Source organism: Salicibibacter halophilus (assembly GCF_006740705.1).
Lineage (GTDB): Bacteria > Bacillota > Bacilli > Bacillales > Marinococcaceae > Salicibibacter > Salicibibacter halophilus.
This window is the reverse complement of sequence record NZ_CP035485.1, coordinates 3,638,791-3,663,523: the sequence shown is the minus strand read 5'-3', so window position 1 is coordinate 3,663,523 and position 24,733 is coordinate 3,638,791. Positions and strand designations below refer to the sequence as shown.

The window sequence follows — 24,733 nt, the reverse complement described above, 5'->3', positions numbered from 1 at the left end:
CCATACGAGTGTTGCACCGTTATTCCTTCTCTCTTTTGTTTAAAGCCACTATAATCCTGTAGCATTATAGCATATTTTCCAAACCCATGCATTCGAAGCGGGTTTGTTGTTCATGCGCACGTGTTTGTGTTAACCTATATAAAAAGAACATGCATTCCCGATAACAAATACATGCCAGGAGATGAAAACGATGAGCACACCACTTGCCTATCGCATGCGCCCCAAAACTGTGGATGAAGTGTATGGCCAGGATCATCTACTGGGAGACGGGGCTCTTATACAAAGAATGGTGCAAGCGGAAAAGTTGCATCCAATGATTTTACACGGTCCGCCCGGCACCGGAAAAACGTCCTTGGCGATCGCGCTGGCAGGGAGCACAAACATTCATTATAAACTGCTAAATGCTGCAGAACACCAGAAAAAGGATTTACAAATCGCGGCGGAAGAAGCACGCATGTACGGGAGCTTAATCCTCATTCTTGACGAATTCCATCGACTGGATAAAAGCAAACAGGATTTCCTGCTTCCCCATTTGGAAAGCGGAGAGTTACTCGTTATCGGAGCAACGACCGCCAACCCCTACCACGCGATTAACCCCGCGATACGGAGCCGTTGCCATGTTTTCGAACTGTATAAACCTGAGATAAGGGACATTCGTAAAATGTTGGATGCCGCGCTTGCAGACAGCGACAAAGGGTTGGGGGAGTATCCGGCACATGTGGATGAAGAAGCCCTTGAACATATGGGCGCTTCTTCAGGCGGCGATATGAGAGCAGCCCTAAACGCACTGGAACTCGCTGTTTTATCAACCCCCGCGGGTGATGACGGCATCATACATATTGATGTGGCGATTGCCGAAACATGTACACAAAAGAAAAATTTTGACCATGACAGAGACGGGGATCAACATTACGATGTTCTCTCCGCCTTCCAAAAATCAATCCGCGGAAGCGATGCAGATGCTGCCCTGCATTATTTGGCGCGATTGATCAAGGTAGGCGACCTCACAAGCATTGGGCGCCGGTTGCTCGTCATGGCATACGAGGATATCGGGCTTGCCAATCCTCAAGCCGGACCGCGAACGCTGGCAGCCATTGAAACGGCAGAACGTTTAGGGTTTCCGGAAGCCAGGATCCCGCTTGCAAATGCCGTCGTTGAACTCGCGCTTTCTCCGAAATCCAACGCTGCTTACCGGGCCATAAACACAGCGTTGCAAGATATAGACAAGCACGGTTCCCCGTTGATTCCGGCGGATATCCGGGACAGCAGTTACCAAGGCGCGAGACATTTAGATCGAGGGATCGGATACCTCTATCCGCATGATTACAAAGACGGGCTCATCCAACAACAATATCTTCCCGATCCATTAAAATATCACCGTTATTTACGCTTCCAACAGAACAGCAAATTTGAACAAGCTTTTCAAGAAGCGCAAACGAAGATTAACCAAGTCATTAAGCCTTCGAAGCCGTAAAAAGAAGAAAGTTTACAAATATTATCGCGTAATGGGGTGTTACACATATTCTTCAACGGTTTCTTTTCCTTCTTTCCTTTTTTAGGAAGTATAGAGATTATGAATATGGTCCATATTAATACCAGAAAGTAAAACTACCACCGGAGGCATTGCCGCTGATTGCAACTGCCGTAGCCACTCCTGCTGGCGCTTCGGGATATGGTAAAAAACTATGAACCTCAAGGAAGAAGGGATAGAAATGACGAAAGTACGCCAAGATGCTTGGTCACATGAAGACGATGTGTTACTGGCCGAAACAGTATTAAAGCACATAAAAGAAGGAAGCACTCAGTTAAAAGCATTTGAAGAAGTCGGCGACATATTAAACCGCACCGCTGCAGCCTGTGGCTTCCGCTGGAATGCGGTTGTACGCGATCGTTACGATGGGCAAATCAGCGACGCGAAGCGGGAGCGGAAAAATTTTCAACGCCAGGATGCCGCGAACGCCGTGCAACAAACGCTTGGCATGAAAACGGCGAATAGGATGGAAACAACAACCATCAATAATGCATATGCCGGTAATGACGAAGAACTATCGCTGGAGCAGGTCATTGTCTTTTTGGAAACATTGAAAAACAAGCAAGGAAACGCCGGGATCGACCAAGAGAAAGTAACGGCGTTGGAAGAAGAGAATAAGCAACTGCAAACGGCTGTCAACGCCTGGCGCTACAAACACAAGGAATTGGACGAAGAGTATCAGTCCTTGCTAACCGTCATTAACCGTGCTCGGAAGATGATGTTTATGGATGAGACCAACACTGACTCCTTCCTGAGATCCAATGATTTTCGACTCGACCAGGAAGGCAATATCGAAAATATCGCCAATGACTCAGGCTGAGAACAAACCTGCTGAAAAAACGAATGTATCCTTCCTTTAGGGCCAGGATACATTCGCATTTGCATCTTATTAACGGAAAAAAGGCTGCCAATGAATATGGACAGCCTTTATTATTGATTGTTTTTGTTCAAGAAGCCCCGTTGTGCCGTAAATATCACTTAGTTTTGAAGCCTGCAATGGCAGGTGGGTGCCCTGTTCAGCCTTCCGTAAGTCCCCGGACAGGGCTTTTACTTCCAGTTGAAACGTCAGGCTCCCTATCAAAAAGTGTTGGCTTTAAAACGAATAGTGTTGTACGAACACTCCAGGACTTCTTTGTAAATTGATTATAGCATGATTGGAGCACCTCTGCAAGCACTTCCGTGCATGAAATCAAACGGACAGTACTCTCTGCGTCTTCCATCTTTCTTCTCAACCGCCATGTTTTTAATTTGGTCTTTTGCTGGTTATAATGATGACCAGGAGGGATTCTTCATGCATGAACAGGTGGTAAACCGTCAACCGATTACGCACATTGAACAAAAAATCGGCGCCATTGAAAAACATACCGAGCAATATAAAACCGATATGATGTTGTATCGGGATCGGATAGACATCGACGGAGACAGTTATCCGATTGCTGAGGTTTTTGACATTTCTTATCGTTATAAAGAAAACGAGGTCGGTTTTCTTTATTTACACACGTCTCACGGTGTTCGTTCTTATTATATCACCGAAAACCCCGAATCTTTCATCTCCTCTTTTCGTGAAGTTGAACAAAAATAACATGCATGCAAAGAAGCGAACCATCAAGGTTCGCTTCTTTTTCTCTTTATTCCACAGGTTTTTTTTGGCTCGGCTGCAAATGCAATTCCTTCCATTGTTCTTCGCTGACGCTGCTTGGCGCCCCTGTTAATAGGTCGCCTGCACTTGCTGTCTTCGGAAAGGCGATGACTTCACGCAAATTATCAGCTTCGGCGAGGAGCATCACAATTCGGTCCAACCCAAGGGCAATGCCTCCGTGTGGCGGAGCACCATAAGAAAGGGCATCAATTAGAAATCCGAATTGATCTTTCGCTTTTTCTTCACTAAATCCAAGTGTTCGAAACATTTTCATTTGCAGATCCGGCTCATGAATACGCTGGGAGCCGCCCCCAAGTTCATATCCATTCAAAACGAGATCGTACGCATTCGCCGTCACCTCTTCAGGAGCCGTTTCTAACTTGTCGATGTCTTCATCAACCGGTCGCGTAAACGGATGGTGAAGGGCAATATGGCGATCGATATCTTTGTCATATTCAACGAGCGGGAAGTCGGTCACCCAAAGGAAATGGAAGGCTTTCTCGTCAATCAACCCAAGTTCCTTCCCGAACTTCAAACGTAACGCGCCCAACACATCGAATACGACGGTTGCCTCATCGGCGGCAAACAACAGCAAGTCCCCTTGTTCTGCTTCCATGGCTTTCATCACTTGACGTTGCTCTTCTTCACTTAAGAATTTCGCAATCGGCCCTTTTAGCGAGTCGGAACTCTCCACCCGTAACCAGGCGAGCCCTTTCGCTCCGTAAATCGCGGCAAATTCAGCAAGGTCATCGATCTCTTTTCTGGACATGGCATCCCCTTGCCCTTTTGCATTCAATCCTTTCACGATGCCATTGCTCTCAAGTGCTTTTGTGAAAACTTGGAAACGGCTGTTTTTGACGATGTCGGAGAGCTCCACCAATTCCATGCCAAAGCGTGTGTCAGGTTTATCCGACCCATACCGATGCATCGCTTCATGATACGTCAAGCGCGGGAAAGGCGTTGGAACATCGATGTCATGGCTGATTTTTAATAACCGTGCCATCATTTCTTCTGTCATGGAAAATAATGTTTCTTTGTCCATAAAAGATGCCTCTATATCAATTTGCGTAAACTCCGGTTGCCGGTCCGCGCGAAGATCTTCATCCCGGAAACAGCGGGCAATTTGGTAATACCGCTCAAATCCGGCGATCATAAACAGCTGTTTAAATAGTTGCGGCGACTGCGGGAGAGCAAAAAATTCATGCTCGTGCACACGGCTCGGCACTAAATAGTCTCGGGCACCTTCCGGCGTGCTCTTCGTCAACATCGGCGTCTCCGCTTCCATAAAAGCATGCTCATTTAAAAATTCTCGCACCTCTTGGGTGATTTTGTGGCGCAATTGAAAAACGCGTTGCATTTCCGGCCGTCGTAAATCGAGAAACCGATGCGACAAGCGCACATCCTCAGAGACATTGATATCTTCATCCATCGGAAACGGCAACGGTTTCGATTTGTTCAGAATCGTAATTTCCTCGACCTGCACTTCCACGGTCCCGGTGGCAATTTTGTCATTCACCGTTTCCTCATCTCGGAGAACGACTTTGCCATGTACGTCAAGCACATATTCACTGCGAATGCTATCGGCAATCGTCAATGCTTTTTCGCTGATTTCCGGGTTAAATACCGTTTGCACAATCCCGCTATGATCGCCAAGATCAATAAAGATCACTTGGCCCAAATCTCTTCTCGTCCTTGCCCAACCTTTAAGCCGAACGTTTTGGCCGATCATGCTTTCTCTAACCTCGCCACAATAATGGCTTCTTTCTATTTCCGTCATGACTATCATTCTCCTTATCTTTTCATGAGGGTTATTGCATCTTTTGGAGCTGTTTAATATGCGCAGCGAGCCTTTTTATCGGGATATTTTCTTCTCCACCCGTGGACATATCGCGGAGGTTGACCATGCCAGCTGCCAATTCTTCTTCCCCTATGATGGCGGTAAATGCAGCTTGCATACGATTGGCTGCCTTGAATTGTGCCTTAACTTTTTTCCCCAAGTAATCTTTGTCTGCCGACAGCCCTTCGTGACGCAATGCCCTTAATATGCCCGCGCCCTTTTCAGCCGCAACATCGCCAACCGTTACAAGATAGACGTCAAGCGCTTTTTCAACATCCGGGAGTGCATCACGAGCATTTAACGCCATTAGTAAACGCTCGATACTTAAGCCAAATCCAATGCCGGAAACAGATGGCCCGCCCAACTCTTCAATCAATCCTTCATAACGCCCTCCTCCGGTAAGGGTCGTAATCGCGCCGAACTCCGGTTCTTCAAGCATTATTTCAAAAGACGTATTCGTGTAATAATCGAGTCCCCTTACTAGGTTGGCGTCAATGACAAAAGGGATATCCATATCACGAAGCAAGCGTTGCACGGTTTCAAAGTAGCGCTTTGATTCTTCATTTAGATAGTCAAGAATGGCCGGTGCCGTTTCCTGTAACGGGTGCTCTCGGTCCAGCTTGCAGTCCAATATTCGCAACGGATTTTGCTCAAGCCGTGCCTGGCAATCCTCACAAAACTCGTCGATGCGTGGAGAAAAGTGCTCAATCAGCGCGTGTTTGTGGGAAGAACGGCTTTCTTTATCGCCCAGGCTGTTGATCACCAATTTCAAGTTATCCAATCCGCAGGCTTCGTAAAAATCCATCGCCATCGCGATCACTTCAGCGTCTATCGCCGGGTCATCGCTCCCGATTGCTTCCACGCCAAATTGATAGAACTCCCGCATCCGGCCTGATTCCGGGCGTTCATAGCGAAACATTGGACCGGAATAATAAAGTTTCAACGGTTGCTGCGGCAAACCATGGAGCTTATTTTCCACATACGAACGCACGACGGGAGCTGTCCCTTCCGGCCGAAGCGTGATTAAGCGGCCGCTGCGATCCTGGAACGTATACATCTCCTTTTGCACAATGTCCGTGCTGTCCCCTACCCCGCGCTGAAAAAGTTCCGTAGCTTCAAAAATCGGCGTTCGAATCTCCTTGTAATTGTACTTGCGGCTAATTTCCCTGGCCTTATCCATTACGTATTGCCACTGTGCGCTTTGTTCGGGCAAAACATCCTGGGTTCCTCGCTGGATATTTATGTTCATATCAAACCTCTCCTCAATAGTGCTGATTTATTAAGCTTTTCGCCTTTCATTGCATTAAAAAATCCCCCTGAAACGAATCAGAGGGACGAGCACAAGCCCGCGGTACCACCCACATTGAAGCGATCTCTCCGGCGATCGCTTCCGCTTCCGCGGTTAACGCCCGCGCCACGTTTAGATCTATTAATGCATTCACGTTCGATCAAAAACCTACGAAGTGTCTTTCCCCGACATTGCACAGAAGGGCTTCCAGCCATGACCCTTCCTCTCTGTCTGCAAGAGGCCGCGTACTTCTCTTCATCATCGGCTTGTTATTCTTTTGCATTTTATCATACGTTCCTCTGACTAGAATGTCAACTTTTCCTCAACTTCATACATGAAATCGAATCGCGGAAAACGACATTTGGATGGCTTCTGCCTTGATTCACGACTCCGATCCGTGATTCTGCTCCTGCTATGGGGATTCAAGCATCAGTGTCACCGGGCCGTCATTGTTTAAATCCACTTGCATCCCGGCCCCGAATTCCCCGCTTTCAACGGCAATGCCGATCTCCCTCAATTGTTCATTGAAGTAATCGTAGAGCCTTTCTGCTTGTTCAGGCTTTGCAGCTTGCACAAAGCTAGGCCGTCTTCCTTTTTTAGCCTCTCCGTAAAGAGTGAATTGGGAAATCGATAAAACAGAACCCGATGTATCGAATAACGAAAGGTTCATCTTCCCCTCGCTATCTTCGAAAAGGCGTAGGTTGGCAATTTTATCTGCCAGCCAGCGGGCATCATGTTTGGTATCTTCGTGCGTGACGCCAAGAAACACCACATAACCGTGGCCAATAGATCCAATGGTTGTATCGTCAACGCTCACTTTCGCACTTTTGCTCCGTTGTATTAAAGCTTTCACTCTAGCTTCTCCTTTGCTGACGGGATTGGCTTTTCATCTATTAGTGCAATACTCGCCGTACGGAATAAATATCGGGCAAGCGCTTGATTTTTTCGACCACTTTTCTCAAGTGATCGAGGTTGCTGATCACAATTGTAATATCAATAATAGCCATTTTATTCTTGTCCGAACGTCCATTTACGGCGTTAATATTCGTTTTGGATTCAGCAATGGCATTCAGCACTTCGTTTAACAGCCCGCGGCGATCATAACCGGCAACTTCGATATCGACGTTAAAGCTTTTCACTTTCTCCAGTTCCGGTTCCCACTCTACCTCGATCAATCGTGTTTGATTTTCTTCTGTATCTGCAACGTTCGGACAATCGGCACGATGAATAGATACACCGCGCCCTTTCGTAATATATCCGCGTATATCGTCTCCTGGCACCGGGTTACAACATTTGGACAGGCGAATCAGAAGGTTGTCCGCCCCTTTCACACGTACACCGGTGTTGGAACGTCGGGTTCGCGACGGCGCCGGTATATCTTTGATCGCTTCGGTAACCGTTTTTTTCTCTTGTTCCTTCACTTTTTGGCGTATTTTTTCCGTTAATCGCGTCACGACTTGTTTCGCGGATATTCCACTGTAACCGACAGCCGCAAACATGTCCGCTTGGCCGGAAAAACTGAATTTCGCCGCTGTTTCCTGTAGGTTAGCCTCGGTTAATACCTCTTTCGGGGAGAAATCCTGCGCACGCAATTCCTTCTCAATGGCCTCGCGTCCTTTTTGTTCATTTTCTTCCCGGCGTTCTTTTTTAAAGAACTGCTTGATTTTGTTTTTGGCATGGGAACTTTGCGTTAGCTTTAACCAATCTTGAGAGGGGCCGTATGAATGTTTCGAAGTCATAATATCGACGATGTCCCCGGTTTTCAGCTGATGGTCAAGGGGTACCATCTTTCCGTTTACTTTGGCGCCGATGGTTTGGTTCCCGATCTCCGTATGAATGCGATAGGAAAAATCGATCGGTACCGACCCTCTCGGCAATTCGATGACATCTCCTTTTGGGGTAAAGACGAAAACCATATCAGAAAATAAATCGATTTTCAGGGATTCCATAAATTCTTGTGCGTTGGAAGTATCCTTTTGCCATTCCAATATTTCCCTGAACCAGCCGAGTTTATCGAGCGATTTTTGCTTGACCGCTTGTCCTTCTTTGTATGCCCAATGGGCGGCCACACCATATTCAGCTATGCGGTGCATTTCTTCGGAGCGGATCTGCACTTCCAACGGCTCCCCTTTAGGACCGATCACCGTCGTGTGCAACGATTGATACATATTGGCTTTCGGCATGGCAATATAGTCTTTAAATCTGCCCGGCATTGGTTTCCAACGCGTATGAATAATGCCGAGCACCCCGTAGCAATCTTTGATGCTTCTAACGATAATGCGTACCGCGAGCAGGTCATAGATTTCATTAAATTGTTTTTTCTGGATCGTCATTTTGCGATAAATGCTGTATATATGCTTCGGGCGTCCGGATATATCCGCTTCCACATTTAAGTCCTTGACACTTTCCCGGATATCATCCATCACTTCTTCAATGTATTGCTCACGCTCCGCACGTTTTTGTTTCATTAGATTGACGATCCGATAATATTGTTGCGGATCCAAGTAACGGAGGGCGATGTCTTCCATTTCCCATTTGATGGTGGAAATCCCAAGCCGGTGGGCGAGGGGCGCGAAGATCTCTAGCGTCTCTTTCGCAATCCGCCGTTGCTTTTCGGTACGCAAGTACTTGAGTGTCCGTAGGTTGTGAAGGCGGTCGGCCAGTTTTATCATAATGACACGGATGTCTCGGGCCATGGCAACGACCATCTTGCGATGATTCTCTGCTTGCTGTTCCGCTTTTGATTTATATTTAATCTTTTTTAATTTCGTCACACCATCCACGAGCATGGCTACTTCTTCCCCGAACAATTCGGTGAGATCTTCCACGGTCGCTTCCGTATCCTCGACGACATCATGCAAAAAAGCACCGGCAATCGTTGCAGGTTCTAATTGAAGCTCAACCAATATTCCCGCGACTTGAACGGGGTGGTGGATGTACGGTTCGCCTGATTTGCGATATTGTCCGTCATGAAATTTTTCAGCATAAAGATAGGCGCGCTCAATAAAATCCACTTGCTCAACGGATAAATATTCGCCCATCTTCTCCATTAGTTGTTCTTTCGTCATAGAATCACCTTCAACCTGCACACAATCTCTATTTCATCTATTATCTAGAAAAAATCGTGCCCTGTAAAGCCTATAGGCACTCTTTATAGACGGCTATCGCGATTGGAAAAGGAGCGCCCTAAAAGGCACTCCGCAAACATTCACTTTCTCAATTATACGTCATCAGCGAATAAACATCATAGTTTTGCAATTTCTCTCCATGCTCCAGGTAAGCAAGCTCAATGAGAAACGCACAGCCGACGACTTCTCCGCCGAGCTCTTCCACGAGCTGAATCGTTGCGTCGATCGTGCCGCCCGTCGCGAGCAGGTCGTCGGTAATCAGCACCCGGTCCCCCGGGTTGATGGCATCTTTGTGAATGGCAAGGCTTGCTTTCCCGTATTCAAGGCCGTAATTCGTCTCGACGACCATGCGCGGCAGCTTCCCGGATTTACGCACAGGCACAAAGCTTTTGTTCAGTGTATAGGCGATCGGACAACCGACAACAAACCCTCTTGCCTCCGGGGCCGCGATTACATCGACGTTCTTTGATTTTACATATACTGCCATTTCATCGATCGCTTGTTGATAGACTTCCCCATTTTGCATAAGAGGCGTGATGTCCTTAAACTGCACCCCTTTTACCGGATAATCGTTGATAATTTGAATATGTTCTTTATAATCCATCGGTAAGCACCTCTGCTCGTTTCTTTTCATCAGGCATGCAGGCAAACAAAAAAGCTTTTAACTCTTTATACGTGGAATACTTCAACGTTTCTTCAATTTCTCGTTTTTCGTCATAGGAGCGAAACGTCGGTGATGCCTGTAAATCTTGTTTTAGCGGTTTTGCGTTTACAACCAGCTTTCCCTCGCTCCTCGTCACGAATTCCAATTCCATAAACACTTGCAGCATAAAATGAATGGTGTCCGACGACCACCCTTGGTAACGGGCAATGACTGGCTCGTGTTCCTGAATATGAAGCGGAGCATATTTTTTTAAATAAACATACAACCATTTAAACGCCTCGCGCGTTGGTTTTGTCGCAAAAAAAGCTTGGCCCGTTTCCATAAACCCGGTGTAAATCGAACGGATGAACGATTCATTTTCCTCCAGAAAATCCGTTAAGTCAGATAAACGTTTCGGAAGATCAAATAATAAGATGTCCGTTGGCGCGGTTAAGTGATCCTTATCAAGAAATAAAAAATCAGCGGGAAGCAGGCCTTGTTCCAACGCGTCCCTTTCGTGTTCCTGTTGAAAAATAACAACGGTAAGCGGTGCGGATGCGCGCGCTTCATGAATGAGCGATTGCAAATCGTTACGCCCACGAACATCGAAAAGTTGCCGCTCTTTGACCGCGACGTCCCGAAGAATAATCTGCGGCTTTTCTTGCCCCTTCCATTCATTCACAGACAATTCGCCTACGAGATGGATATTTGCGTCATTCTGAATCCGGTCATTAAGGTGGCCAAATCGAAACCCGACGCAATCCAGAGGGCTCGTGGAGGAGGCAGGGTCCCCTCCTATCGACAGCTTTAAATGATTTTGCAAGCTCCCGATTTTTCGTTTTTGTTGTATCGCTGCATTCGCGATCTGCACCAACGGTTTGGGATTGCCAACGCCAAAAGGCGCCAGCTCTTCGATTTCCCGTATCAGCTTCGTCGTAACTTCCTCGACGGAGAGGGATAGTTCAATATCTGTCGATGGAACAAATGCTTCTGCCGTCAACACATGATTTACTTCTTCCTCAAGGGTCGCCCGGAGGTTCGGAATTTTATCCTCATCGATGGATAAACCTGCAGCCATTCGGTGCCCCCCAAAGCGCTGAAAGAGAGCTATATGTTTGGAAAGCGATTGATAAAGGTCAAACCCTTCAATACTGCGGGCAGAGCCTTTGCCATTCCCTTCATCGTCAATGGAGATAACAATCGTTGGCCTATAATATTTTTCAACAAGTCTCGAGGCAACGATCCCGGTCACCCCGGGGTTCCAACCTTTTCCGGCTACGACAATGGCCGGCCGATCATCTCCTTTTCCTTGTAACTGTTCAAGCGCTTCCTCTGTGATTTTTTCCACCGTTTGCTGGCGTTCCCGGTTATATTCGTCAATCTCCCGTGCCAGGGCATACGCCTGTTCAGGGTCGGAAGCTAACAGCAGTTGCACGGCCGGGGCTGCCGAATCCATACGGCCGGCGGCATTCAGCCGCGGTCCAAACCCAAAGCCCACCGTCTCTTCCGAAAAAGGGGGCCTTTGATGCCGGATATTTCTTTTAATGCCTCTACACCCGGGCGGTTAAGCTGATTTAATTCCCGTAACCCGGATTTGGCAAAAAAACGATTTTCATCCACGAGCGGAACCAGATCGCTGATCGTTCCCAGCGCGATAAGGTCGAGTCCATCCTCGGGCAACTCCTCGAGCAGGGCATGGGCAAGCTTACCAACAATTCCAACCCCCGCCAGCTCCTTGAAGGGATACGGGCAATCCGCTTGTTTCGGGTTAATGATCGCACAGGCGCCCGGAAGTACCGGGGGCGGTTCGTGATGGTCCGTTACAATGACATCCAGGCCGTTGTTCTGTGCGGCGTTAATCGACTCGATAGCAGCAATCCCCGTATCGACCGTGATCACCAGCGTACAGCCATCTTCCTGTATTTTTTGGAACGCGGCGCTGTTGGGACCATAACCTTCGGTAAAACGATTGGGGACGTACCAATCATATCTCGCGCCCAGTTTTTCTAGGGTTTCACACATAAGCACCGTGCTGGACACGCCGTCCACATCGTAGTCTCCGAAAACAACGATTTTTTCATTACCTGCCACCGCACGTTGAATACGGCGGACCGACTCCTCCATTCCCGCCAATGAAAAAGGATCGTGGAGAATCGATTCATCTGTATGTAAAAAAACACGGGCATCCTCGACTTCCTCAAACCCCCGATTGCATAGGAGTTGAGCTGTAAGTTCAGAGACGCGGAATGCATCTGCCAACGCTTTGGCCCGTTGGTCCAACGGACGAATATGCCACCTCGTCTTAGCATCTAACATTTTCTATCTTGTACTCCTCCCCTTACCGTTTCCTATTATACAGAACCGGCGGTAGAACTCAATCACTCTTTGGCACTACGCTTGTCCTTTCGGTTGTTCTCTTGTTCCGGTTCCGGGTGGTCGCTTGCCTGGCGTCCTTCCGCGTTGTCCCTTTTCAAGCGCCTAACTTCCTGCTGGAGGCGATACACTTTCAGCATCCCAACACCGCCAACGGCAAGCCCGCCCATGAGCACGGAACCGAGGATGATAAGAATTAAAGGAATTTCCGTTGTGCCAAATAGAAAGTTCACGGCTACGCTTTCTACATTGATCACTGCAAAGATCGAAATCAACAATGCGGCAATCAGCCCCATGATGAGTGTCCATTGTCCTCGCATTTCTTTTCCTCCCCCATTATTCGTCTTCATAAGGGTTCACATGGACAAGTACGTTTCGCACCTTCTCCTCTTCCATTAGCAAACCCTTCACATCTGTGGCAATATCATGACCGGCGCGAACGCTTATTTCCGGGTCTACGGCTATTTTAATATCAATGATCACATAATGTCCATGCTGACGCGCGTGAAACTCGTCTATTCCGATAACTCCATCGACTCCAAGCACCTTATCTTTCATCTCCGTCGTGTCTTCTTCATGCAAAACATGATCGAGCGCGTTATGAATGGCGTCCTTGCCTAACTTCCAAGCCATGATCATAACAAGGCCGGCAACAAACACACCCGCGACTAAATCCCCGTAAAGTAGCCATGGAATATCAAAATGGAAACCAAGAATGGAAGCGCCCACCCCGGCAAGGGCGGCGATCGAAGAAATGGCGTCCGAACGGTGGTGCCAGGCATCAGTGATGATCGCTTCGCTGTTGTATTTTTTACCGAGACGAACTTTCACACGAAACAGCGCTTCTTTAATGATGATAGAGGCCACAATAATATAAAGAGCAATGGTGCCCGGAGGCTCGCTCCCCCCTCTCATTTCCCCGATTGTATTCAGCGCAATTTCAAAGCCGACAAGGAATAACAGGACGCTCACAATGATGGCGGTAATCGATTCCGCTTTGCCGTGGCCGTATGGATGGTCTTCGTCGGGCGGGAGTTCCGCAGCCCGAACGCCGATCAAAACGGCGAAAGATGTTACGACATCAGCGGCCGAATGGGCAGCATCAGCGATCAACGCCCGGCTGTTCGCCAATACACCGAAGATGCCCTTGACGATCGCAAGGGCGATGTTAATAATAATGCCTACCCAAGCGGCATGTTTTACCCGTCTATATCGTATCTCATCAAAATCTGCATCTGCCATCATGATCACGACCTTCTAACAGGAGATGAGAGGCGGCAAAAGTACCACCTCCCTTTTTATGACTCGCTGCCTTCTACTTCTGCTTCTAATTTTTCCCTTTGTTTTTGGATATGCTTATTCTTCCATACGAGCCATAATTGCGCGGCCACAAAGAGGGACGAGTACGTACCGGCAACTAGGCCGATGACGATTGCGAATGCAAATGAAGTGATCGCCTCACTCCCCAAAAGCCAAATGGCCACTGCGGCAAACAATACCGTTAAGACGGTGTTAATCGAACGTGTGAGTGTTTGTAGCAAGCTTTTATTCACAATTCCGGCCAATTGGTCAAAGTCCTCGATGTTCTTTTCTTGTTCTTCCTTCCGAACGTTTTCCCGTATGCGGTCAAAGGTTACAATCGTGTCGTTAATCGAGTAACCGATAACGGTGAGAACCGCTGCAATAAAAGGGATGTTGATTTCCAATTGCATTAGACTGAAAACCGATATCACGAAAAAAGCATCATACAGTAGTGCCGTAATGGCGGCGAGCCCATATAGAAATTCAAAACGGATCGCGACATAAATAACGATTCCTAGCGAAGCCAATCCGGTGGCAATTAGTGCATTGATCGCGAGTTCCCGTCCGATTTGCGGGGAAACGGTGCTTATATTCGGTTCATGCCCGAATGCTTCATCAAAATGCCCCTGTAATTCCAGCGACTCTTCTTGATCCAGGTCGCCGATAAATTGAACGGAAGCTTGCTCATTGTTTTCTCCGGCGAGCGTAATATCATCCGCTGCCAAACCGATCTCGGCAAGCTCATTTTCAATCTCCTCTTCCGTTAACGGTTCCTCTGCCATGAGATCAACGCGCGTACCACTTTCAAAGTCAATGCCTAAATTTAGGCCGAGCGTTGACAACAAAACGGCCCCAGCCAGTACGATGAGCATGGTAAAGGTAAAATACGTCTTTCTGTGTTTAATTAGATCGATATTTTTATCGGCGATATTAAAGTCCACGGCGAACATCACGCTCCTTTACGCCAAACAGCCAGTATTTTCGATTCAAACTCCGGCTGTTAATCCATAGCCCCAACAAGAGACGCGTGCCATATACCGCAGTAATAAAGCTTGTCAAAATGCTTACGATGAGCATGACGGCAAAGCCTTGTACCGCGCTTGTGCCGAAATAAAACAAGACGGCGGCAGCGATGATCGTTGTTATATTTGCATCAATGATGGTGCCCAACGCTCGCCTGCTTCCCAATTTAAACGCAGATTTCATGGACCTTCCGTCTTTTAACTCTTCTTTAATGCGCTCGTACGTTAAAATATTGGCATCCACTGCCATCCCGACCCCGAGAATTAAAGCGGCAATGCCGGGTAACGTCAGCACTCCTTGAATGGAATTAAAGAGAATCATGACCAAGTAGATATAGACCGCCAGTGTAAGCGTAGCGATCACACCCATAAAACGGTAATAAGCAAGCATGTATAAAAAGATGAGGGCCACACCGATCATGCCCGCGAACAGTGTCTGCTCCAAGGCTTGTTCCCCTAAAGATGCCCCCACCGTGTTGGAGTATATTTCCTCGATTTCCACGGGAAGCGAACCGGCGTTGAGCATTTCCGCCAAAAACTCTGCTTCCTCGAGGGATCCCATGCCTTCAATGGAGACAGTATCCGTAGGAAGCGGTTCGCTTACCTGAGGCGCCGAAATGAAGGCCGGATCCGGCTCATTGACTTCTTCATAGAAAGAGTGCTCGTCTTCATCATAGTCGAGCCAAATGACGAGTAAATTCTCCGGTTCCGGCCGTTGGCTTATTTCAGTGGTAATTTCTCCAAACAACTCACCGTCTTGCAATGTAACTTGCACCATCGGTTGATTCGCTTCATCAAAACCTGCGCTCGCACCACCCTGCTCTAAGTCTTCCCCGGTTAGCATTAACTCGTCATCGACATCTCGAAAGGATAGCTCTGCTTCCGTGGACAAGAGCTCACGGGCTTCTTCCTGCTCTTCCACGCCGGGAAGCTGGACACGTATGCGATCTTCTCCTTCAACAGTAATGGAAGGTTCCGAAACGCCGAGCACATCTACCCGTTCACTCAATGCCGAAGCGGTTGCCTGAATATCCTCCTCGGTTAACTCTCCCTCTCCATCGGGATCGAGTTCATACAAAACTTCAAATCCCCCTTGCAAATCAAGGCCAAGATTTGTACCGCGGGCAACATCAAATGCCGTTTGCGAGATCAATATGCCGAGCGCGATGATAATGGCGAAAAATGCCCCGATTCTTCCCCATTTTTTTCCCATACATTGTTCCCCCTTCAATCGCCGCGCCGAACGCAGCGATGGACAGCTTCCAAACGGAAGCGGATTTTTCTGAACGATTTAAAGCGGGTGATACAAACGGATCAGCCACTGGAAGGCTGCCTGTTCCCTTTTCGGCCATCCGCTTCTTCGTTGCCGAGCACCTCATCAAGGATCCCTTCCATCTCGTCATCGGTATCTTTTGACCAACCTTCCGTCCCTTTATAGGCATTGATGGTCTTCTCATTCATATAATCCGTCACGGACAAACGCATCAACACGTTTGCGAACCGATAAAAAGGCGTATATTGCGATTCTTTACGCAACTTTCCTATGCCCAACTTCCAAATATCTTCTTCTGTAGCTTCCTCATGTCCGAACAGATGAAATTCATCTCTTTTTAATTCAAGTATTGGCTTTACATCCGTTTTCCATACTTCAAACTGTTGCGGATTTTCCATGCTTTCCCCTCACTTTTTCCCGGCGGTAAGCGCCTGATTTAGTATCATTGCTTGTCATGCTTGACCCTCTTTTTTGCATAGATATGTAGTGGCGGACAATCCCCGGGATTTCGCCGGCAAAGAAGGAAGGGGCTCGAATATGACAAGGCAAACGTTTTTCGCAGGTGCTTTCATTCTTATTATCGCAGGTTTAATCACTCGTATCCTCGGGTTTATCAATAAAATTGTCATGGCTCGGGTGATGGGCTCCGAAGGTATGGGGCTCTATATGATGGCCGTCCCCAGCCTATTGCTCATCATTACGCTTACCCAACTCGGACTTCCGGTCGCGATATCTAAACTGATCGCGGAAGCCGAAGCCCGTGGCGAACATGAACGAAAAAAAAGAATCCTGGTTATTTCCCTCATCGTTACCGGCTCATTAAGCGCGGTATTAACGACAGCCATGCTCGCGGCCGCACCGCTTCTGGCGAGCATCCTATTAACGGATACCCGTGCGCTTTATCCGCTGCTTGCCATTATCCCGATTGTCCCGATTGTTGCCCTTTCCGCGGTGTTGAGAGGTTACTTTCAAGGGATGCAAAACATGCGCCCGATCGCTTATTCCCAAGTAATCGAGCAAGTCGTACGCATCGCACTCGTTGCCTTTTGTACGAGCATCTTTTTGCCGTTCGGAGTTGAATATGCCGCCGCGGGGGCTATGATATCGGTTGTCGCCGGGGAACTGGCTTCTTTGCTGTACGTTATTTATGTGTTTAAAAATAAAAAAACGATGCGAATCCGGGAAAACTTCTTTTCCGGATTGAAAAGCGGAAAAAGAACATTACAAGATTTAATGACGATCGCGCTTCCCACGACCGGGAGCAGGCTTGTCGGCTCAGTCTCCCAGTTTCTTGAGCCGATCATCGTCGCCCAAAGCCTGGCGATTGCCGGAGTGGCAACCGTTACAGCTACAAGCCAATACGGGGAGTTGGTCGGATTTGTCGTCCCCCTGCTTTTTTTGCCTTCGTTTATTACACAAAGTTTATCGGTCTCGCTCGTCCCGGCGATCAGCGAGGCCCATAGCAAGGGTGATTATGCCACCATTCAAAAACGGTTGCAACAAACAACAAAAGTTGCCCTGCTGTCCGGCGGCATATCCGTTGTTATCTTGTACGTATTCGCCGTTCCGATCCTATCACTTATGTATGACGCGCCACAAGCGGCGGTTTACTTAAAAGTGATTGCGCCTTTTTGTATCTTTCTTTATTTCCAAATGCCGCTGCAATCCGTGTTACAAGCGTTAAACCTGGCAAAAGCGGCTATGTATAACAGCCTCATTGGCGCCGGGGTTAAAATGACTGCCATTGCCTTTTTGGCATCCCGCCCGGAACTCGGGATCATGGGAGCGGCACTCGCCATCTGCGCGAGTTTAATGATTGTCACTCTTCTTCATTTTATCAGTGTTTCAAGGGCAGTAGGATTCACATTAAAAGTAAAAGACTGGACCGGCACGCTGCTCGTTACTATCTTGACCGCGGGCGTGGCAATTCACAGCTTCCGCTCCTTTATTTCATCCGAGGACGAAATGCTCGTCGGGACTATTATCAGCCTAACGATTACGGTCATCTTTTACATGATGGGGTTAATTTTGTTCCGTCTCCTACCTATTAAGAATATCAGCCGAATCCCATTCCTTCAATCTTTCTTTCGTTAGTTTTTGGTAAAGATTACCGCCGTTCATCCTTTTCATCGATAATGAGTGTGCCGTTTTTCTTCGAGACACACAAGGCAATTTTTTTCACATTATCATACCCGCGTTCTTGCAACTTGGTCATTAGCCAATCCGCGTTCCCGCCGATTTGTTGCAGATGGTCATGTTGAATATCACCGTCTATGATCAATGGCAACGGATAGACAATATCATTGGGGTCGCCCTTGTGCTCTTTTTTTATCACCGATAGATCACCGGACGGCTCCAAAACAGCATATTCTACCTCGGTAAAATTACTAATGCCTTGAGTGCGCAGATGTTGTAACAAATCGTCAAAATTATATCGTTGCGTGCGCATGGCCTCTTCATCAATTTTTCCATTTTGAATGATCATTGTCGGTTCTCCGTCAAATATATCGCGAAGACGATTGCTTTTCAGCGACAGGTACGCGAGGCCAATCTGGATACAAGCCAATATGATAATCGGCACCATGCCCTGCATAAGCGATTGCTCCTGGACAGCCATCGCTGCAAATTCAGCGATCATGATGGATACAATAAAATCAAGGATCGTGAGTTCGCCAACTTCACGTTTTCCCATCAACCGCAGCGCCACTAACAGGAAAAAATAGAAAAAAATTGTACGCCAAGCAAGTGCAAATAACTCTGTCACAGCTCACTTCACCTCAATCATCCTTCTTAGGATGCCCAACGAGGGAAAGTGCATTCTTCATGTTTTGTTACGGTGACTCAAAAATAAAAGAGAACTGGAGGTTCGGTGAGCACAAATCCAATTCCCCCCTTCTATATGCTTGTTTCAATCATAAACTATAGCAATACGTTAATAAGGGGGGCTTCCTATGCAAGCACGGTTTCTGCGCGCGCTTGGCATCTCTTCCGTTACCATGCTTTCGCTCGTGCTAGTGGCCGGATTAATCATCGCCACACTTTTACGTTTCGGCTCCGTGACAGAGCAATCTGTGACGGGAATCACAATCGGAATTACCATTCTGGTCACATTAATCGGCGGATTCGCGGCGGGGTTACGGTCGCGTTCTAAGGGGTGGCTAGTCGGGCTAAGCGCCGGGCTATTGTTTGCTTTGGCCGCGACTTTCATGCAATACCTGGGTTACGGCGCTCTTATAAGCCTGAACCAGGCCATCGTTTTTATCGCCGCTATCGTCAGTGCTTCATTCGGGGGAATGGTGGCTGTTTCGCTTTTCGGTTCTGTGCGATGATTTAAAAATAAAAGACCGGAGCATGAGGCATTTCATCTTGCCCTGCTTCCGATCTTTTCGTTAAGAACATGCTAGTTCTGATTGACGACTTCCCTTACCGCTGAACGGTCATACGTAAGCTTGCGATTCTCATCCACGAGCAAAACGAGTTTGTCTTCGTCAATCGCATCAATCTTGCCGTGCAAGCCGCCGATTGTGATCACATCATCGCCTTTTTGTAAGTTCGAGTGCATTTCCCGAATCTGCTTTTGCCGCTTTTGCTGCGGGCGAATAAGTAGAAAATAAACAATCGCAAACATCAACACTAACATAATAATCGCTTCCATGTTTGGTACACTCCCTTCCTATTTTCTTTTAAAGAAGCTTCAGCCTGTACAAGATGAAGAATGCTTGCTTAAAAGAGTCTGTAACAGCCCTAAAAGTTTTTGGCATCCGGGCGGTTAAATCCGTATTGCTCGAAAAAAGAAGCGCGGAAATCAAGGAGACGGTCTTCTTTTATCGCTTGGCGAACCTTCCGCATTAATTCTATCAGGAAATAGAGATTATGATAAGAGGTAAGCCTAAACCCGAACGCTTCTTTGCTTTTGATAAGATGGCGGATGTACGCCCGTGAATAATTTCGGCAAGCATAACAACCACACGCTTCGTCGATAGGACGGAAATCACGTGCAAATGACGCGTTCCGGATGACTTTTCGTCCTTCGGATGTCATGCACGTCCCGTTACGGCCGATTCGGGTCGGCAACACGCAATCAAACATGTCCACTCCCCGAATAGTCCCGTCAATCAGTGCATCTGCAGAACCGACGCCCATCAAATACCGCGGTTTGTCCGTCGGCAAATGCTGGGTGGTCTGCTCCAACACTTCATTCATGACGGATTTTGGCTCTCCGACCGAAAGGCCGCCGATCGCGTAGCCGGGAAAATCCAAAGATACTAAGTCCTCCACACTTTCACGGCGCAAATCTTCATACTCCCCGCCCTGAATAATGCCAAACAACGCCTGCTGCCCGTTGTTTCCATCATGGGCTTTCAAACACCTTTCCGCCCACCGGCTCGTCCGCGCGACGGAATCACGCATATAAGCATAGGACGCAGGATAAGGCGGGCATTCATCAAAAGCCATGATGATATCCGCACCCAGGCTTTGCTGAATATGAACGGCTTTCTCCGGCGATAAAAAGAGTCGCTCGCCGCTGATATGATTCCGAAACCGAACCCCTTCTTCATCAATGTCGCGCAAATCACTCAGGCTGAAGACTTGAAAACCGCCGGAATCCGTGAGCATGGGGCGGTCCCAATTCATGAATGTATGGAGCCCACCTGCTTCTTCAACCAAATCTTCTCCTGGCCGCAACCATAAATGATAGGTGTTGGAGAGTATGATTTGCGCATCCATCTCTTTTAATTCCTCAGGGCTCATCATTTTAACAGTGGCCAGTGTGCCAACAGGCATAAAAATCGGGGTATCAATCACCCCGTGCGGCGTGTGGATACGACCGAGCCTCGCCCCGGACTGCCGGCATGTTTTCAAATGTTCGTAACGAATGGCTTCTGTCAAACCGAAATGGCCCCTTTCCTAATGTACATGGCATCGCCAAAACTAAAAAATCGATACTGCTCCGCAATAGCTTCCCGATAGGCGCGCATGATTGCTTCCTTGCCCGCGAACGCGCTAACAAGCATAATGAGCGTTGATTTCGGCAAGTGAAAATTTGTAATCAAACCATCCACACCGCGGAAATCAAAACCCGGATAGATGAAAATATCTGTCCAACCGCTGGTTTTTTTAAATTCCCCGTATGTATGCATGATTGTTTCCAACGTGCGGGCGGAAGTTGTTCCACAAGCGATAATCTCTCTCCCCGCCTTTTTTGCCTCATTTAAGGTCACTGCTGTTTCCGCGCTTACCTCATAATGCTCCGCGTGCATCTCATGATCCTCCACGCGTTCGACGGATACCGGCCGGAATGTGCCTAAGCCCACATGTAAAGTAATATAGCAAATTTCCACTCCGATTGCACGTAATTCGTCCAAACGTTCTTCCGTAAAATGGAGACCGGCAGTCGGCGCCGCTGCCGATCCCTGTTTGTTTGCATACACCGTCTGGTAGCGTTCCGGCTCTTCCAGCTGCTCGGTAATATAAGGCGGGAGCGGCATGGTGCCAAGCGCATCGAGAATTTCCATAAAAAATCCGTTATAATGAAAACGAAGCAGACGCCCCCCGTGTTCATTAAGGCCAATGCAAACCGCTGTTAACCGGCCATCGCCAAAAATGATTTCCGTGCCCACTTTTACTTTTTTTGCCGGTTTTACAAGCGTTTCCCATTCATCTGCATTTCCTTCGTTCAAAAGCAACACTTCTACGTTGGCACCTGTCTCTTTTTTTTCGCCAAAAAGCCTTGCCGGGAGCACGCGTGTATCATTTAGCACCAAACAATCACCGGCTTGAAAAAAAGAGCCGATATCCGAAAAACGTTGATGATCAATATCTCCGGATTCCCGGTCCAAGACGAGCATACGGGCAGCATCCCGGTTCGGCAAAGGCCGTTGTGCAATCAAAGACTCTGGCAACTCAAAATCAAATGCATCCATTTTCATCGTTTATCTAAACCTTCCAATGATGAGAAAAATAAGGGAAAGCACAACGCTTATAATAATACTCGTCATAATCGGAATGTAAACCGTCGTATTTTCACCTTTAAACAGAAAATCCCCGGGCAAACGCCCAATCGGCAAAAACCGGCCGCCTACTTGCCATAGCAAACCAACGGCGATCAGCACAATGCCGATAATGATGAGCCATCGCGGTATTTCAGCCATTGGACTTCCCCGTTTCGGTCCAGCCAAAATGATCATATGCTGCGGGGGCAACGACCCGGCCCCGCGGAGTCCTTTGCAAAAAACCGATTTGCAAGAGATAAGGTTCATATACATCTTCAATCGTCTCTGCTTCTTCCCCAACGACTGCCGCCATCGTATCAATGCCGACCGGACCGCCCGCGAACTTATCCACGAGTGTTTTTAAAAGCCGATGGTCGATTTGGTCAAGCCCGAGACGGTCCACTTCAAGGTGGCCTAAAGCTGTTTCCGCTTCTTGCACGGTGATCGTTTCCGCACGATTGACTTGTGCAAAATCCCGTACGCGCCGCAAAAGCCGATTGGCGATACGCGGGGTACCACGTGCGCGTCTCGCGACTTCATAAGCGGCATCCTCTTCTAAACCAACATCGAGCAGTTCACCCGTGCGCAGGATAATATCCGCCAATTCTTCAAGCTTGTAAAAGTCCAAACGGCTCATGACGCCAAAGCGGTCCCGGAGCGGCGCACTCAAAAGGCCTGCACGGGTCGTCGCGCCGACAAGCGTAAATGGAGGCAAATCCAAGCGCACGGATTTTGCCCCGCTTCCTTGGCCGATCACAATATCAATGGAAAAGTCCTCCATCGCGGGATACAACACTTCCTCGACCGGACGTTGCAGCCGGTGAACCTCATCGATAAACAAAACATCGCCCGGCTCCAGCGTCGTCAAAATCGTGGCCAGGTCGCCGGGACGTTCAATCGCAGGACCGGAGGTCGTTCGCAAATGGACATTCATTTCATGGGCGATGATCATCGCGAGTGTCGTTTTCCCAAGCCCGGGGGACCGTATAATAACACATGGTCAAGGCTTTCTTCCCTCATTTTGGCGGCTTCAATAAAAACTTGCAAATTTCGCTTCACCTTTTCCTGGCCTATATACCGCTCCAGCGATAGGGGACGTATACTTTCTTCCTTGGTTTCTTCGTCATCCCCCAAACGCTCCTGGGATATTAACCGCTCATCGTCCATACGATCCCTCCTTTAACGCTCCACCATCAGACGCAACGAACGTCTGACGTATTCATCGGCTTCAAGCTCTTCATGCTGCAAAGCTTTCTCGCATTTTTTTATTTCTTTTTCGCCATACCCTAAGGCACGAAGGGCTTCCATCGCTTCCTGCAAAGCTCCGGTTTGCATGGGCATTACGGATTGAACGTTTACGCCCTCTGATTTATGCGGCAACGTAACATCAAGCGTCCCTTTAAGATCCAATATCATTTGTCTGGCCGTTTTTTTGCCTATACCCGGAAATTTGACGAGCATGGCTTCGTTTTCTTCTTCGATCGCCTGCACAACCAGTGCCGCATTCCCTTCAGCCAATATGGCTAGCCCTCCTTTAGGGCCAATGCCCGAAACTTGCAGAAGCCGGCTGAAAAGCACCCGCTCTTCCCGTGTGGAAAACCCATATAAACGGATGGCATCTTCCCGGACATGCTGATACGTATAAATGTGCCTTTCTTTTTCATCGTTTATGTCATAGGCAAATGGATTTGCACAATAAATTAAATACCCTACCCCGTTAACATCAAGCGTGATGGATTCATGATCGCGAAAAATGACTTGTCCCCGTAACCGTTCAATCAACGATGTCCCCTCTTTCTTCGTGAAAAACTTACTCCCATTCTAACATATTGTACAGAAGGGGGAGAAAACAAAGAGGGAAGAGAAGGGGACGTTTCGATCGTTTGACCGCTGGCTTGAGTCTTTCATGGCGACCCGTTACACTCATTCTTACCCTGCCTGAAACTCACCATTATGGTATACATCTTGCACATCATCATTGTCTTCAAGCATATCGATCAAGGTCTCCATTTTTTTTGCGTATTCTCCCTCGAGTGCTGCATTGGTACTCGGAATCATGGTCTGCTCGGCTGTATAAATAGGATATCCGCTTTTCGCAAGTTCTTCCCTGACTTCTTCCAGCTCTTTGTCATCGGTCCAAATCAAATAATGTTCGTCTTCCGTTTCCACATCTTCAGCCCCTGCTTCAATCGCTTCCAGCATGACCGTTTCCTCATCCAATTCTTCGCTTTTAAGCACAATCAGTCCCTTTTCGGAAAATAAAAAAGAAACACAGCCATCTTCCCCGAGATTGCCGCCGTTTCTGGAAAAAGCATGACGAATATCCGCGACCGTGCGATTGCGGTTATCCGTTAAAGTTTTCACAAAAACCGCGACACCTCCGGGACCATACCCTTCGTAACTGATTTGTTCATACTGTACATTTCCGCTGTCACCGCTCGCCCTTTTGATCGTCCGTTCAATATTATTTATAGGAACGTTGGCGTTTTTCGCTTTTTGTACCGCAGTTCGCAATCGAAGATTAGTCGAGGGGTCGTCCCCTTGCTCCCGAACAGCCGCAAATATTTCTGTGGATATTTTTGTGAAGATCTTCGCACGTTTTTTATCCTGCGCTTCTTTCCGTCTTTTTATATTATTCCACTTGGAATGACCTGCCATGATCACAACCTCCTCCGTTCTTCAATATATCACGTACTAAGGTTTT

General features: G+C 47.8%; 24 protein-coding genes, 1 other RNA gene, 1 pseudogene and 1 other annotated feature. Of the genes and pseudogenes, 5 read left to right on the top strand and 21 right to left on the bottom strand.

Annotation, left to right across the window (positions count from 1 at the left end):
- Nucleotides 1–190 precede the first annotated feature (190 nt).
- Nucleotides 191–1,474 (top strand): replication-associated recombination protein A, encoded by a 1,284-nt coding sequence (locus EPH95_RS18070; protein WP_142091332.1) that lies wholly within the window; start codon nucleotides 191–193, stop codon nucleotides 1,472–1,474.
- Nucleotides 1,475–1,712: 238 nt separating this feature from the next.
- Nucleotides 1,713–2,351: an RsfA family transcriptional regulator gene (locus tag EPH95_RS18065; protein ID WP_142091331.1), complete on the top strand. Its 639-nt coding sequence runs from the start codon at nucleotides 1,713–1,715 to the stop codon at nucleotides 2,349–2,351.
- 130 nt (nucleotides 2,352–2,481) lie between these two features.
- On the opposite strand, the gene ssrS is transcribed toward EPH95_RS18065, so the two are convergent.
- Nucleotides 2,482–2,662: non-coding RNA, 6S RNA (gene ssrS / locus EPH95_RS18060), on the bottom strand.
- Between the two features lie 160 nt (nucleotides 2,663–2,822).
- Here ssrS and EPH95_RS18055 point away from each other — a divergent pair.
- Complete coding sequence (locus tag EPH95_RS18055; RefSeq protein ID WP_142091330.1) at nucleotides 2,823–3,113, top strand: hypothetical protein; 291 nt, start codon at nucleotides 2,823–2,825, stop codon at nucleotides 3,111–3,113.
- Nucleotides 3,114–3,159: 46 nt separating this feature from the next.
- On the opposite strand, the gene aspS is transcribed toward EPH95_RS18055, so the two are convergent.
- From aspS to EPH95_RS18000, 12 genes are all read right to left on the bottom strand, one after another.
- Nucleotides 3,160–4,947: an aspartate--tRNA ligase gene (gene aspS, locus EPH95_RS18050; RefSeq protein WP_142091329.1), complete on the bottom strand. Its 1,788-nt coding sequence runs from the start codon at nucleotides 4,945–4,947 to the stop codon at nucleotides 3,160–3,162.
- Between the two features lie 31 nt (nucleotides 4,948–4,978).
- A complete protein-coding gene (gene hisS / locus EPH95_RS18045; protein ID WP_142091328.1) occupies nucleotides 4,979–6,256 on the bottom strand; it encodes a histidine--tRNA ligase in 1,278 nt (425 codons plus the stop codon).
- A gap of 78 nt (nucleotides 6,257–6,334) precedes the next feature.
- Nucleotides 6,335–6,566, bottom strand: a binding site (T-box leader).
- 141 nt (nucleotides 6,567–6,707) lie between these two features.
- Nucleotides 6,708–7,148 (bottom strand): D-aminoacyl-tRNA deacylase, encoded by a 441-nt coding sequence (gene dtd, locus EPH95_RS18040; protein ID WP_142091327.1) that lies wholly within the window; start codon nucleotides 7,146–7,148, stop codon nucleotides 6,708–6,710.
- Nucleotides 7,149–7,188: 40 nt separating this feature from the next.
- Nucleotides 7,189–9,363: a RelA/SpoT family protein gene (locus EPH95_RS18035; protein ID WP_142091326.1), complete on the bottom strand. Its 2,175-nt coding sequence runs from the start codon at nucleotides 9,361–9,363 to the stop codon at nucleotides 7,189–7,191.
- A gap of 148 nt (nucleotides 9,364–9,511) precedes the next feature.
- On the bottom strand, nucleotides 9,512–10,027 hold the full coding sequence (locus EPH95_RS18030) for an adenine phosphoribosyltransferase (protein WP_142091325.1): 516 nt from the start codon (nucleotides 10,025–10,027) through the stop codon (nucleotides 9,512–9,514).
- A complete protein-coding gene (locus EPH95_RS18025) occupies nucleotides 10,017–11,564 on the bottom strand; it encodes a single-stranded-DNA-specific exonuclease C-terminal domain-containing protein (RefSeq protein ID WP_142091324.1) in 1,548 nt (515 codons plus the stop codon). The genes EPH95_RS18030 and EPH95_RS18025 overlap by 11 nt, the downstream gene beginning before the upstream one ends.
- Entirely contained in the window at nucleotides 11,537–12,382 is an 846-nt protein-coding gene (locus EPH95_RS18020) for a single-stranded-DNA-specific exonuclease RecJ (RefSeq protein WP_142091323.1), read from the bottom strand. The genes EPH95_RS18025 and EPH95_RS18020 overlap by 28 nt, the downstream gene beginning before the upstream one ends.
- A gap of 62 nt (nucleotides 12,383–12,444) precedes the next feature.
- Entirely contained in the window at nucleotides 12,445–12,759 is a 315-nt protein-coding gene (locus EPH95_RS18015) for a LapA family protein (protein WP_142091322.1), read from the bottom strand.
- Nucleotides 12,760–12,775: 16 nt separating this feature from the next.
- Nucleotides 12,776–13,684: a cation diffusion facilitator family transporter gene (locus tag EPH95_RS18010; protein ID WP_319592798.1), complete on the bottom strand. Its 909-nt coding sequence runs from the start codon at nucleotides 13,682–13,684 to the stop codon at nucleotides 12,776–12,778.
- A gap of 53 nt (nucleotides 13,685–13,737) precedes the next feature.
- Nucleotides 13,738–14,682, bottom strand: coding sequence for a protein translocase subunit SecF (gene secF / locus EPH95_RS19100; protein WP_193556992.1), 945 nt, complete (start codon nucleotides 14,680–14,682; stop codon nucleotides 13,738–13,740).
- The gene (gene secD, locus EPH95_RS19095) at nucleotides 14,672–15,976 is read right to left on the bottom strand and encodes a protein translocase subunit SecD (protein WP_193556991.1); all 1,305 of its coding nucleotides are present in this window, start codon (nucleotides 15,974–15,976) and stop codon (nucleotides 14,672–14,674) included. Before secD ends, secF begins: the two co-directional genes overlap by 11 nt.
- A gap of 101 nt (nucleotides 15,977–16,077) precedes the next feature.
- Nucleotides 16,078–16,434: a post-transcriptional regulator gene (locus EPH95_RS18000; protein ID WP_142091321.1), complete on the bottom strand. Its 357-nt coding sequence runs from the start codon at nucleotides 16,432–16,434 to the stop codon at nucleotides 16,078–16,080.
- Nucleotides 16,435–16,573: 139 nt separating this feature from the next.
- On the opposite strand from EPH95_RS18000, the gene spoVB reads away from it, so the two are divergent.
- The gene (gene spoVB, locus EPH95_RS17995) at nucleotides 16,574–18,130 is read left to right on the top strand and encodes a stage V sporulation protein B (protein WP_142091320.1); all 1,557 of its coding nucleotides are present in this window, start codon (nucleotides 16,574–16,576) and stop codon (nucleotides 18,128–18,130) included.
- 13 nt (nucleotides 18,131–18,143) lie between these two features.
- On the opposite strand, the gene EPH95_RS17990 is transcribed toward spoVB, so the two are convergent.
- A complete protein-coding gene (locus EPH95_RS17990; RefSeq protein WP_142091319.1) occupies nucleotides 18,144–18,800 on the bottom strand; it encodes a YetF domain-containing protein in 657 nt (218 codons plus the stop codon).
- Nucleotides 18,801–18,987: 187 nt separating this feature from the next.
- Between EPH95_RS17990 and EPH95_RS17985 the strand changes: the two genes are divergently transcribed.
- A complete protein-coding gene (locus tag EPH95_RS17985) occupies nucleotides 18,988–19,365 on the top strand; it encodes a TIGR04086 family membrane protein (RefSeq protein WP_142091318.1) in 378 nt (125 codons plus the stop codon).
- A 71-nt stretch (nucleotides 19,366–19,436) separates the two neighbouring features.
- Here EPH95_RS17985 and yajC read toward each other — a convergent pair whose 3' ends face one another.
- From yajC to EPH95_RS17950, 7 genes and pseudogenes are all read right to left on the bottom strand, one after another.
- Nucleotides 19,437–19,691 carry a preprotein translocase subunit YajC gene (gene yajC / locus EPH95_RS17980; RefSeq protein WP_142091317.1) on the bottom strand — a complete coding sequence of 85 codons (255 nt, stop codon included), beginning with the start codon at nucleotides 19,689–19,691 and terminating at the stop codon, nucleotides 19,437–19,439.
- 89 nt (nucleotides 19,692–19,780) lie between these two features.
- On the bottom strand, nucleotides 19,781–20,926 hold the full coding sequence (tgt, locus tag EPH95_RS17975; RefSeq protein ID WP_142091316.1) for a tRNA guanosine(34) transglycosylase Tgt: 1,146 nt from the start codon (nucleotides 20,924–20,926) through the stop codon (nucleotides 19,781–19,783).
- Nucleotides 20,923–21,966, bottom strand: coding sequence for a tRNA preQ1(34) S-adenosylmethionine ribosyltransferase-isomerase QueA (gene queA, locus EPH95_RS17970; RefSeq protein ID WP_142091315.1), 1,044 nt, complete (start codon nucleotides 21,964–21,966; stop codon nucleotides 20,923–20,925). The genes tgt and queA overlap by 4 nt, the downstream gene beginning before the upstream one ends.
- A gap of 3 nt (nucleotides 21,967–21,969) precedes the next feature.
- Complete coding sequence (locus EPH95_RS17965; protein WP_193556990.1) at nucleotides 21,970–22,188, bottom strand: DUF2905 domain-containing protein; 219 nt, start codon at nucleotides 22,186–22,188, stop codon at nucleotides 21,970–21,972.
- A pseudogene (ruvB, locus tag EPH95_RS17960) lies at nucleotides 22,181–23,196 on the bottom strand (Holliday junction branch migration DNA helicase RuvB). Before ruvB ends, EPH95_RS17965 begins: the two are co-directional and overlap by 8 nt.
- 12 nt (nucleotides 23,197–23,208) lie before the next feature.
- On the bottom strand, nucleotides 23,209–23,811 hold the full coding sequence (gene ruvA / locus EPH95_RS17955; protein WP_142091314.1) for a Holliday junction branch migration protein RuvA: 603 nt from the start codon (nucleotides 23,809–23,811) through the stop codon (nucleotides 23,209–23,211).
- Between the two features lie 147 nt (nucleotides 23,812–23,958).
- Complete coding sequence (locus EPH95_RS17950) at nucleotides 23,959–24,687, bottom strand: YebC/PmpR family DNA-binding transcriptional regulator (RefSeq protein WP_142091313.1); 729 nt, start codon at nucleotides 24,685–24,687, stop codon at nucleotides 23,959–23,961.
- Nucleotides 24,688–24,733: the final 46 nt, after the last annotated feature.